At 60.5% G+C, this 12,005-nt stretch carries 8 protein-coding genes; 6 read left to right on the plus strand and 2 right to left on the minus strand.

Going from position 1 to position 12,005, the window contains the following annotated elements; translation table 11 throughout:
• Positions 1-763: 763 nt before the first annotated feature.
• The 5 genes from F8N66_RS17110 to F8N66_RS17130 all read left to right on the plus strand — a co-directional run bounded on the left by F8N66_RS17110 (position 764) and on the right by F8N66_RS17130 (position 9,230).
• On the plus strand, positions 764-1,789 hold the full coding sequence (locus F8N66_RS17110; protein ID WP_150771295.1) for an IS110 family transposase: 1,026 nt from the start codon (positions 764-766) through the stop codon (positions 1,787-1,789).
• A gap of 508 nt (positions 1,790-2,297) precedes the next feature.
• A complete protein-coding gene (locus F8N66_RS17115; protein ID WP_150771296.1) occupies positions 2,298-5,099 on the plus strand; it encodes a multicopper oxidase domain-containing protein in 2,802 nt (933 codons plus the stop codon).
• Between the two features lie 17 nt (positions 5,100-5,116).
• Positions 5,117-6,235: an SCO family protein gene (locus F8N66_RS17120; RefSeq protein ID WP_412070737.1), complete on the plus strand. Its 1,119-nt coding sequence runs from the start codon at positions 5,117-5,119 to the stop codon at positions 6,233-6,235.
• Between the two features lie 102 nt (positions 6,236-6,337).
• Positions 6,338-7,831: an ATP-binding protein gene (locus F8N66_RS17125; RefSeq protein ID WP_150771298.1), complete on the plus strand. Its 1,494-nt coding sequence runs from the start codon at positions 6,338-6,340 to the stop codon at positions 7,829-7,831.
• Positions 7,800-9,230, plus strand: coding sequence for a sigma-54-dependent transcriptional regulator (locus F8N66_RS17130; RefSeq protein ID WP_150771299.1), 1,431 nt, complete (start codon positions 7,800-7,802; stop codon positions 9,228-9,230). Before F8N66_RS17125 ends, F8N66_RS17130 begins: the two co-directional genes overlap by 32 nt.
• A 21-nt stretch (positions 9,231-9,251) precedes the next feature.
• Here the strand turns inward: F8N66_RS17130 and F8N66_RS17135 are convergent, their stop codons facing one another.
• Complete coding sequence (locus F8N66_RS17135; protein ID WP_150771300.1) at positions 9,252-9,635, minus strand: hypothetical protein; 384 nt, start codon at positions 9,633-9,635, stop codon at positions 9,252-9,254.
• A 203-nt stretch (positions 9,636-9,838) separates the two neighbouring features.
• Between F8N66_RS17135 and F8N66_RS17140 the strand changes: the two genes are divergently transcribed.
• On the plus strand, positions 9,839-10,645 hold the full coding sequence (locus F8N66_RS17140; RefSeq protein ID WP_150771301.1) for a class I SAM-dependent methyltransferase: 807 nt from the start codon (positions 9,839-9,841) through the stop codon (positions 10,643-10,645).
• A 211-nt stretch (positions 10,646-10,856) separates the two neighbouring features.
• Here F8N66_RS17140 and F8N66_RS17150 read toward each other — a convergent pair whose 3' ends face one another.
• Positions 10,857-12,002, minus strand: a complete 1,146-nt coding sequence (locus tag F8N66_RS17150; protein ID WP_150771303.1) for an acyltransferase family protein — start codon at positions 12,000-12,002, stop codon at positions 10,857-10,859.
• Positions 12,003-12,005: the final 3 nt, after the last annotated feature.

A 12,005-nucleotide genomic window follows, 5' to 3' on the forward strand; every position in this document is an offset into this window, starting at 1 on the left:
TCCGTTGCTTCGGTAACGGCGGCTGGCGGTTTCGCCCTTACGGCGAGTTACTTGGAAGAGCGCCAAGTAACCAAGCGCTTTTGCCCCTTTCGTTCGGTGCCTCGCTAAGGCTCGGCATACCCTTGCTCCGGTTCTGCTCCGTGGGTCGCCGCGATGGGCCGTCCCTGGCCCAGCGCGGCTAAACCGGCGTCCTGCCGGTTTACCCACTGCGCAGAACCTGCGCTCGGCCTCACGAGGGGGCGTACACCGCAAAAGCCAAAGCGAGGCGGCCTGATAGCCGACCTGCTTTTTGCTCCGTACGCATTCCCTTGTAGGAGCGAGCATGCTCGCGAAAAACGCCCAGACACCGCGTTCATCCAGACAGCCCGCGTCATCGTTGACGTCCATCGCGAGCAGGCTCGCTCCTACAGGGGAATGTGGCACCAGCCGAAGCCAGGTCGGCTATCAGGCCGCCTCGCTTGGCGTTTGATTTTGATCTGGGCGCCCCGTTAAACCACGCTGGCCGAACGCAGGCATTGCGCAGTGGGTAAACCGGCAGGACGCCGGTTTAGCCGCGCTGGGCCAGGGATGGCCCATCGCGGCGACCCACGGAGCAATGCCGGAGAGAGGGCATGCCGAGCCAGAGCGAGGCACCGAGTGGTGGGGCAAGAGCGCTTGGTTACTTGGCGCTTTTCCAAGTGACCCGCTAATGAAATGGCTACCCCCGCCGCCTCCTGTGATCGCCCACTAAGCTTTCACAGGGGGCTCATCGGAGATCATTGCCATGAACAACGTAGCTATTGCCGCCATCGATCTGGGAAAACACTCCTTTCACGTGCATGCGCAAGATGATCGTGGCCATGAGCTCTACCGTAAAAAATTCAATCGGGTTTCGCTCATCCAGCACCTGGCGAACGTCCCCCCTTGCACCGTCGTGATGGAAGCCTGTGGCGGCGCCCATTTTATGGCACAGGAGGTCGCCAAGCTGGGGCATACGCCCAAGCTCATCGCACCTCATCTCGTACGTCCTTACGTGAAAAGCAACAAGAACGACTTCGCTGATGCCGAAGCGATCTGCGAGGCGGCGACTCGTCCGACGATGCGTTTTGTGCCGGTCAAAACCCAGTCCCAGCAAGCGCTGGCCATGTCCAACTCGATACGCGATTCGTTCATCAAAGACCGCACTGCAACCGCCAATCGAATTCACGCCGCTCTTCTGGAGGTTGGCATCAGCCTGGCCCCCGGTTTCAAATCGATCAACACGCTGCCGGCGCTGCTTGAAGCGAACTCTATTTCTCAGTCCTTCAAAAAAAGCCTGGCGACCCTGTATCGATACTTCAAGTATCTGGATGAAGAGGTCAAGTCGCAGGACAAGGATGTGGAACGCCAGGCCGCTGAAGATGATCTGGCAGCGCGCTTGATGACCATGCCGTGTGTCGGCCCGATCACCTCCACCGCCCTGGCTGCCGAGTTGGGCGACGGCAGGCAGTTCAAATGCGGACGAAATTATTCAGCCTCGATCGGGCTGGTGCCCAAACAACACGGCACGGGCGACAAGACCGTGCTGCTGGGCATCAGCAAGCGCGGCGATCGAAATCAGAGGCGCCTGCTCATCCAGTGCGCCCGTGTTTACGTGAGGTACCTGGATCGCCAGAAAGGCTGGCTGGCGGACTGGGTCCGGCAGCTTTTGGCTCATCATCACTCCAATCATGTGGTCTGCGCGCTGGCCAACAAGCTGGCGAGGATCGCCTGGGCGATTGCGGCACATCACACCGAATTCGATGCAGGGCCAAGCACGATGAACGCCTGACCCTGCTGTCACCCGAGCACCACCCACCTGGTTTTGCGATGCTGGATAACTGATGACGTGAACGGCCAACCGGCCTGACGACAACCCTGGGCTCTTACACGGCTGAAAGGCCGTCCCGCTAATAAGGATCGTCAGGCATCGATTCTCATCGAGGCGCGGGGGCCACCCCACTCAGACGCCGGATAGATGAAAGCAAACCAAACACGACATCAAAAACAGTATTGCAGAAAAGGGGGTAACCATAGATGTAAGAGCGGAACTAATAGTCGCCGTTACCGAAGCAGCGGATATGTACACCGAACCAACCCCCAAGACCCCCCTGAAATTGGGTGCGAACTTTCCCCGCTAGCGGGTGCCATTCCCCAGTCGTTTCCCCCGGTCATGGCATATTGATGTTGATAAGCCATTGTTTTACCGGGCTATAGGGCGTTTGTATAAAACAGTTACAAATTGGCGAGGCTTTTGCAAATCCACCATCACCCCCTTCACACATACGAGGCGGCTGGTGATGGACATAAAAGCGCGGTATCCCTTCAAGTGGTTGTTGACGCCGTTGAGCGTCATGTTATCGATGACGTTAAGCACAGGGATGCTGCGTGCCAGTCCAATAGACGATGAGCGACAGCCTGAAACATCCGACCCCTCGGCCTACTACGACGAACCGGCCGACGAGGCCGCGGCGTTGAACGCCATCCTGACCATGCCGGAGGCCAACGAAGATTCTTTCGATCTGCCCGACGGTGTCAAAGGCACACGCAACAGTACCCGGGTGGAAAACCAACTGCCGCCTGCGCAGCAGACCAGTTTCAACTACCCCACCAATGGCAAGCCGAGTCCGTTGTTCGGGGCTCAGCCGTTCACCCAGCAAATGCTGTTGTTCGAGGAGTTCGGCCCGGAAAAACTCGACGCCGCCACGCCGGCGGCGCAACTGCCGTTTCCGCCACCGGGAATCGGTCCGCTGCCGGCCCAGGACCCCACCAGTGCAGCGCGCAGCGCGCCACCGGGCCTGGCGCTGGATAACTTCCTGCGCCAACCGGGGCTGACGCCATTCCCCAGCCAGTTTTCCAACGTGGTCGACCGCAACCCGTGGCAGGCGCAGATCGAGTACTTCCTCAACCGTCATATCGGCTCGTCCGCCGAAGGCCGTCCGCCAGGAAAGGGCTGGTCCCATCAGCGCTGGAACGAGTTTTATCCGCAGAACGCCTACAAGACCGTGCAGACCGGCATACGCACCAACGGCGGCTTGCGTGACGACCGGCAAATGCACCACTACGCCGTGGGTGAGTTCGGCCCCGGTGGTCTCTATCACAACGTCGCCGGCATCCCGGCCACGGACGGTTCCGCCAAGGGTGTCGAGCCGCGCCTGCATCCGCTGATGCCGGTGCAAAACCACAACTCGGTATGGACCTTCGACGGCACGTTGCCGCCCAAATTGTTGATGGTGCGTTACGGGCAACCGGTGCTGATGCGCCACTACAACGGCTTGCCGATCGACCCTTCGGCCAACATGGGCTTTGGTCTGCACACCATCAGTACCCATGAACACAACGGTCACGCACCGGCAGAGAGCGATGGCTATGCCAACGCGTTTTTCTTCCCGGGGCAGTATTACGACTATCGCTGGCCGATCCAGCTGGCCGGTTACGACAGCATCAACACCAAGGCGCAAGATCCGCGCGCGGCGTTCCCGTGTTCGCCGGGCGAAACCCTGTGGACCAATGACATGAGCCCGAGCCTGAAGACTTGCGACCATGGCACGATCAGGATTCGCGGCGACTGGCGCGAAACCATGAGCACCCACTGGTTCCACGACCACATGCTCGATTTCACCGCGCAGAACGTCTACAAGGGCAACGCGGCGATGATGAACTACTACAGCGCCCTGGACCGCGGCAACGAGTCGGTGAACGACGGCGTCAACCTGCGTTTCCCCAGCGGCAGCGCCTTGCCGTGGGGTAACCGCGACTACGACGTCAACCTGGTGTTCGCCGACAAGGCCTGGGATCAGAACGGGCAGCTGTGGTTCAACCCGTTCAACACCGACGGCTTCCTCGGTGACCAGGTGGTGGTCAACTGGGGCTGGAAACCGACCCTGGACGTGCGGGCCCGCAGCTATCGCTTCCGCATGCTCAACGGTTCGGTATCGCGTTACTACAAGTTTGCGCTGGTGCGTGAAATCAAGGGCACCAGTGGCGAGTTCCAGGGCCCCAAAGGGTCCGGGGTGTCCTACGCCCGGGTGCCGTTCCACATGATCGCCAACGACGGCAACATCATGGAACACAGCGTGCCGTTCGACGGCAGCATGGACCTGGACGCCGACGGCGATAAACAGAACCACAACGCGATCCTGCCGACCCAGGGCATCGCCGAGCGCTTCGACATCATCGTCAACTTCGCCAAGAACGGCATCAAGCCGGGGGACAAGATCTTCTTCGTCAACCTGTTGGCCCACGACGACGGCAAAGGCCCGAAAGAGCCGATCTCCCTGGCCGACGTGCTGTCCGAGAAGTACCTGGCGGTGATCAAGCAATCGAGCAAGGGACCGCAGTGGGACAAGGGCGACCCGGCGGTGGGCAAGGTGTTGCAGCTCAACGTCAAGGCCTACACCGGCCAGGACCTGGCCATGGACCCGGCGCTGTATGAACCGGCCAAACCGGGCAAGGCTGAAGGCCTGGTGATGATCCCGCTGAAGATCCACCGCGACAATGCGGCCGACAAGGTCCTGCTGTCCCAGGCCCGCCACCGCAGCTTTATCTTCGGCCGTTCCGACGGCACCGATGAAGCGCCGTGGACCGTCAAGACCGACGGTGGCTTCGGCTTCCACATGGACCCTCGTCGCCTGAACGCGGCCACCCAGTTGAAAACCGGTCCCACCGATGCCGGCACCAGCGGTTTCGGCACCCTGGAAGTGTGGAACATCAAGGCGGGCGGCAAGGGCTGGAGCCACCCGGTGCATGTGCACTTCGAGGAAGGGATCATCCTCAGCCGTGGCGGCAAGGCTCCACCGGAATGGGAAAAATGGGCGCGCAAGGACGTGTACCGCATCGGTTCGGAAAACGATGGCCTGGACAGCGTGGAAATGGCGATCAACTTCCGCGAGTTCGCCGGGACCTACATGGAGCACTGTCACAACACCCAGCACGAGGACAACTCCATGCTGCTGCGTTGGGACATTGAGAAACCCGGGCAATTCCAGTTGATGCCGACACCGCTGCCCAGCTGGGATGGCGTGCGCTACGTGAACTCGGCCGCACTGCCAACCTTCCGCAGCGGCGACGGCATGGGCCCGCAAGTGACGGTCAAAAAATGAAAAGGGAGGGTGTCGACATGAAGTTGCATACACCACGCACACGCGCCTTGGGCATGCACCTGATCCTGGTGCTGGTGACCGGGTTGCTGGCCAGCCGGCTACTGATCGCCAACCAGGCGCCGTCGTCACCCGCCCCCACGCCTGCCGCCTCGGCAGAGACTGCCATCGCAGCCACCGCCACCCCGTGGGGTGGCGACTATTTCCCCAACACCCTGCTGACCGACCAGGACGGTAAGCAGGTGCGTTTTTTCGATGACCTGATCAAGGGCAAGGTGGTGGTGATCAACTTCATCTTCACCTCGTGCAGCGACTCTTGCCCGCTGGAAACCGCGCGCCTGCGCCAGGTGCAGAAACTGCTCGGCGACCGGGTCGGCAAGGACATCTTTTTCTACTCCATCAGCATCGATCCCCTGAGCGATACCCCCGCGGTGCTCAAGGCCTATTCGCAACGCTTCCAGGTCGGGCCGGGCTGGCAATTCCTCACCGGGGAATTCGCCGACGTCACCGAGCTGCGGCAAAAGCTCGGGCTGTTCATCGAAGGCGTCGACAACGGCCGCAGCAAGGACCACAACCTGAGCCTGATCGTCGGCAACCAGGAAACCGGGCGCTGGATGAAAGCCTCACCGTTTGAAAACCCGTGGATTCTGGCCGACCAGTTGGCCAACACTTTGCATAACTGGAAACAACCAAGCATTGGCGAGAGTTATGCCAATGCCCCGGAAATCCGCCCGCCCAGCAACGGCGAAGAACTGTTTCGCACCCGTTGCGCGTCGTGCCACAGCCTGGGTCCGATGGATGGCCAGGGCATCGGCATGCGCAGCATCGGCCCGGACCTGATCGGTGTCACCCGCCAGCGTGATCCGGCGTGGCTCAGCCGCTGGATCCGTGAACCGGACCGCATGCTGGCGGAAAAAGACCCGATTGCCATGGAGCTGTTCGAACGTTTCGACAAGATCCCGATGCCCAACCTGCGCATGGATGACAAGTCCGCGCAGTCGATCATCGAGTTCCTGCAGGCGGAAACCGATCGCCAACATCCGCCAGTCACCCCGCTGGCCGCCGGCAATGAGGAACCCGAACATCACCACGCAATCGCGGCCCCCGACAGCGCTCAAGGACAGACCCGGGTGCAATAGTGGCTAAATACTTTCATTGCGCCTCCAGTGATGGTCAATGCCACCTACACTGATGCGAAACACGGCTGAAAAGGCTTTACGAAGCGCGACCAGGACAGTCCCATGCAGATACTGGAACAACAAAAAGTACCTGCGCCGAATCCTCCGGCAGCAGAAGGCAAGGAGTGGCGACCGCCGTTCAATCTGGTGCGCTGGTTCTCCCTGGCGAGTTTCTTCATCATCGCCGCCGTGGCGCTGGGGCTGGGCTACATTTCAACGCGTTTCGTGGTGGAGGAGAGCATCGAGCGCGACTCGATGCTGACCGCGCAATTCATCCAGGCCATCGGTGATGCCGAGATTCGTCATGCACAGATCACCCCGAAGCGGACCATGGGCGAGATGCTCGACCCACGCCAGGAAAACGCTTACCCCGATGTCAACCCGGCCTCCCGTGCCAACGCGCGAATCGAGTTTCTCGATCACGTGGAGCACCTGCCGGACATTCTGCTGGCCACCGTCTACGCCCAGGACCGCACCATCGTCTGGTCGACCAACCCGGAGCTGATCGGGGTGCGCATCGAAGACGACGATGAGCTGGACGAGTCGTTCGAAATGAAGGAAGCGGTGTCCACCAGCTACCACGAAATCGATGAGGAACGCCCCGAGCAACGCTTGCTGCGTGAACCCCAGTACCTGTTCATCGAGAACTACATCCCGATGTTCAATGCCGACCACAGCAAAGTCATTGCCATGGTGGAGATCTACAAGGAGCCCGTGGACCTGGTGGAGCGCATCCAGCGCGGGTTCAAGGCGATCTGGCTGGCGACGCTGCTCGGCGGGGCGGCGATTTACCTGGGGTTGTTCTGGATCGTGCGCCGCGCGGCCATGTTGTTGCAGAGCCAGCAGAAGCAACTGGTCGCCAATGAAACCTTCGTCGCCCTGGGCGAGATGTCCTCGGCGGTCGCCCACAGCCTGCGCAATCCGCTGGCGAACATCCGTTCCAGCGCCGAACTGGCCCAGGAAATTGCCAGCCATCCGGCCCAGAAGAACATCGGGGACATCATCAGCCAGGTCGACCGCATGTCGCGCTGGGTGCGCGAGTTGCTGGTGTCGCTGCGGCCGGTGAACGACGATTTCGAAGAGGTCGACCTGGTGCTGGCCATCGACGACACCCTGGGGGCTTTCGAGGCGTTGATCAAGCGCTCGAACGTCGAAGTGCGCTTCACCCCCAAAAGTGTGCCACCGGTCGTCAGCCAACAGGTGCTGCTCACGCAAATTCTCAATAGCCTGTTTGCCAATGCCCTGGAAGCCATGCCCACGGGCGGGGTGTTGAGTATCGATATCGAGACACCGGCGCCGGGACAGGTGAGCATGATTCTCAATGACACCGGCAAGGGCATGACCAAGCAGCAACAGCAGATGGTCTTCAAGCCTTTCTTCACCACCAAACAAGGCGGGCTGGGCGTAGGCCTGGCCCTGGTCAAAAGAATAATGGAGCGTTTCGAAGGCTCGGTCGAACTGACCAGCCAAGAGCAGGAAGGAACCCGCGTATGTTTGAACTTTAAAGTGGTCACGGGAGGGGAATATGGAACACAGCATACTGCTGGTCGAGGATGATGAACTCCTCGCCGAGAACATCCAGACCTACCTGGAGCGCAAGGACTTCGAGGTGACGGTCTGCCACTCGGCTGAAGACGCACTGGAGCAACTCAGGTCTTTTGCACCGGATGTGGTGCTCACCGACAATTCGCTGCCGGGCATGAGTGGTCATGACCTGATCCAGAAGCTGCGCATCAGCGCGCCGGATCTGAAAGTGATCATGATGACCGGCTACGGCAACGTCGAGGACGCCGTGGTGGCGATGAAGGAAGGCGCGTTTCACTACGTGACCAAACCGGTGGCGCTGCCGGAACTGAAGCTGCTGCTGGACAAGGCCATGGCCACCGACCGGATGGAACGCACGCTGTCGTTCTATCAGGAGCGCGAAGCGCAGAAATCCGGGGTGCAGGCGCTGATCGGCGAGTCGGCGCCCATGGTGTACCTCAAAGGCACCATCGCCCAGTTGCTCGACGCCGAGCGTCGCATGGCCAACACCGACCTGCCGCCGGTATTGGTGGAAGGCGAGACCGGCACCGGCAAGGAACTGGTGGCCCGTGCCCTGCATTTCGACGGGCCGCGCGCCAAGGGACCGTTTATTGAATTCAACTGCGCCTCGATTCCGGCCAACCTGGTGGAGTCGGAGCTGTTCGGCCATGAGAAGGGCGCCTTCACCGACGCCAAGGACCGCCGCGTCGGGCTGGTGGAAGCGGCCGATGGCGGCACCCTGTTTCTTGATGAAGTGGGGGAAATGGACCTGATTCTCCAGGCCAAACTGCTCAAGTTGCTGGAAGACCGGACCATTCGCCGGGTCGGGGCGGTCAAGGAGCGCAAGGTCGATCTGCGGGTGATCAGCGCCACCAACTGCAACCTCGAACAAATGGTCCAGCAGGGCAAGTTCCGCCGCGACCTGTTTTTCCGCCTGCGCATCATCTCGATCAAGGTGCCGCGCCTGTATGCCCGCGGTGAAGACATCCTGTTGCTGGCCCGGCACTTCCTGGCGGCCCACGGCAAACGCTATGGCAAGCCGCACTTGCGCTTCAGTGAACAGGCCGAAGAGTTGCTGCTCAACTACAGCTGGCCGGGCAACGTGCGCGAACTGCGCAACATGCTGGAGCAGACCGTGCTGCTGGCGCAAAACGACACCGTCGCGGCCCATCAGCTGAACGTCTGCATGAGCCTGGTGGACGAACCGCCGCTGTTCCAGCACGAAGTGCCCGTCAGCGAGCCGCGTCCGGTCTACAACGGGACTGAGTCGATGAACCTGCCGGAAGTCGAGCGCGACATGGTGCGCAAGATGCTCGACAAGACCGACTGGAACGTCACCAAGTCCGCGCGGCTGCTGGGCCTGAGCCGCGACATGTTGCGCTACCGGATCGAAAAACTCGGCCTTGCGCGTCCGGACAAACGGCAGTGGTAACGCTCCTACAGATTCACCGATTCACAAGGCAGGGCCGGGGGCGCTGAGGCAGGCGAGCATGCACGTTGGATCGATGACTTCCTGGTTCACGTAGACGCCGCGTTGCTGGTCGTAGGTGCGGATAAACACACGCACGGTGGCGTCGGCCACCGTCGGCAAGCGGGAGTCGTAGAACACGTGTTCGCTGGAAACCGGGGTGAAGGTCTGGGGTGACGTCGGGATGTAGGAGCCCGGCGGCACCGTGCTCAGCGAAGGTGGGGCAGGGTGGGCGAAGGGTTGGTCGTCGCCGTAGTAGTTGAATTCACTGCTCGACTGCTCGGTTTGCATCGGGCTGTCGTCCGCCAGTGCACCGGTGGCGGCGGTCAGGCAAAGGGCAAGCAACAGCGGCTGTTCGATTCTGTTCATGGCAGCACCTGCGGCGTTGGTTTTCGCGTGTATCCCCAAGGTCATTAACTATAGCGTCCCTTGTAGGAGCGAGCCTGCTCGCGATGGTCGTTAACGATAACGCCGGGTACCTGATACCCCGCTGTGTTCTCTCGTCCATCGCGAGCAGGCTCGCTCCTACAGGTCTACAGTGATGGGCCAAACATTCGCTATGGAAGCGTGCAATGGAAATGCCGACAAAAGAACACGTCATCGCCAGCAACCGCGATGCCTGGAACGACTCCGCCCGCCACCACAAGGACGGCGCGGACTGGCAGGTGCTCTTGAGCGCTGTGGCCAAGGAAGATTTTTCCTGCCTCGATGACACCCTCGCTGCCGTGCTGGCCGAGGTTGGAGTCGAGGGCAAGCAAGTGGTGCAACTGGGCTGCAACAATGGCCGCGAAAGCCTTTCCCTTTTTGCCCTGGGCGCCCGTCAGGTGGTTGGTGTCGACCAGTCGTCCGCGTTTCTCGAGCAGGCGCGGGAACTGGCATCGCGCTCGCCCCATGGGCCCGAATTCATCGAGGCCGACATTCACCACCTGCCGCCCGGGTTGCAGGCACGCTTCGACGTGGCGTTGATCACCATCGGCGTATTGAACTGGATGCCGGACATCGGCGACTTCTTGCGCCATGTCGCGCAAACGCTGAAGCCGGGCGGGGCACTGGTGGTGTACGAGACCCACCCGTTCCTGGAAATGTTCGACCCCGAAGGTGCCGATCCCTTCGCCCTGGCCAGTTCGTATTTTCGCAAAGAGCCTTTCGTGCAGACCGAGCCGATCGTCTACGAAGGCAAGGTCGAGCAAGAGACCGCGCCGTCGTACTGGTTCGCCCACACCCTGGGTGACCTCTTCAGTGCCGCCATTGCAGCGGGCCTGAACATCCGCCACTTCAAGGAATACCCGCACTCCAACCGCGAGGAACTGTACGACCGTTACGAGGGGCGCGAGGCGCAGTTGCCGATGTGTTTTACGTGGGTGGTGGTGAAGGGGTGAGGGGGGATTGGGTGAATATCCGTTGCTGCGGTCACGGCTGCTGACGGTTTCGCCCTTACGGCGAGTTACTTGGAAAAGCCTGTAGGAGCGAGCATGCTCGCGATGGACGTCAACGATAACGCGGGCTATCTCGATGATCGCGGTGTCTGGGCGTTTTTCGCGAGCAAGCCCGCTCCCACAGGGGAATGTGTACACCCTTCAAACCCGGCCTTCAGTCCGGATCAGGTCGCAACACCGGACTCCCGTGCACCGGTTTTTTGGCAAGCGTGCGACCCAGCGCTTGCCCGGTCATTTCCACATACCGGTAGGTGAACATCGACACCAGCACCACCAGTCCCGCGACCAGCAAAGCGATGACGTTGTTGAGCACGGCATTGCCGGTGTCCAGGTAGCGAGTCCCGTCGATCATCGGGGCGATGTCAACGCCAAGGACCTTTTTACCCACCATGAAGGCCGACACAGCACAAAAAAGAACAGCGGCGTGGGTCAGGTAGATGGAATAAGACAACTTGCCAAGAAACCTGAAGCCTCGTCCGGTTAACCACCGCGACAACGTCCCGCCCTCAAAGGCGAATATCACGACGATGGCGCCGAACAACGGGCTGGCGACCAACGCCTTGGCGGTAAAATCGCTGACCACGAACACCACCGCCGCTGCCACCGCGATCACTTCAAGCGCTGTCAACAACCGGGCGTTCGCGCGGTCGGGATGGGGAAGCCTGAGGTACATGACGTAAGCCAGGCAGCCGGTGAAAAAGTAGGCGAGACCCCGCAGCGACTCGATGGTGAAGAAGGTATTGCCTGCGTACACCAGCGCCAGGGCCACGAAGACGATCGTCGCCCACACCCAGGTCCTGGCATCGAAGGTCATGCTCAGGATCACGGCGAAGATCATGTACGTGTAGTACTCGATACTGATGCTCCAGGACGGAAAGTTGAATGACAGTGGCTCGGTCAAATGCGTCCAGGATTGCAGCAGCAGCGCATTGGGCAGTATTTCAGACGGGGCAAACTTTCCGGAAAATGGCGCGTTGTTGAACGCCATGCCTTTTTGCACGGCCATATACCGGCCGCACTCCAGCAGCAGGAACACGCCCAGCATGAACAGGTGCAGCGGCAACAGGCGGAAGGTGCGGGTGATAAAGAATTTGCGAAAATCAAATTGCACCGAGCGGCCATAGGCATGTGTCAACACAAAGCCACTCAGCACAAAAAAGAACGATACGAATACATCGGCATGGCGAAAGAATGTCCATTCGGTAAAGCTGTCGCTGACGCGTAAGTGATAGAGCACCACCGAAACAGCCATCAGGCCCCTGAAACTGTCCAGTGAATCAAACCGTTTCTCTGCGCGCATATC

This window comes from Pseudomonas fluorescens (assembly GCF_902498195.1).
In the GTDB taxonomy this organism is placed as follows: Bacteria; Pseudomonadota; Gammaproteobacteria; order Pseudomonadales; family Pseudomonadaceae; genus Aquipseudomonas; species Aquipseudomonas fluorescens_BU.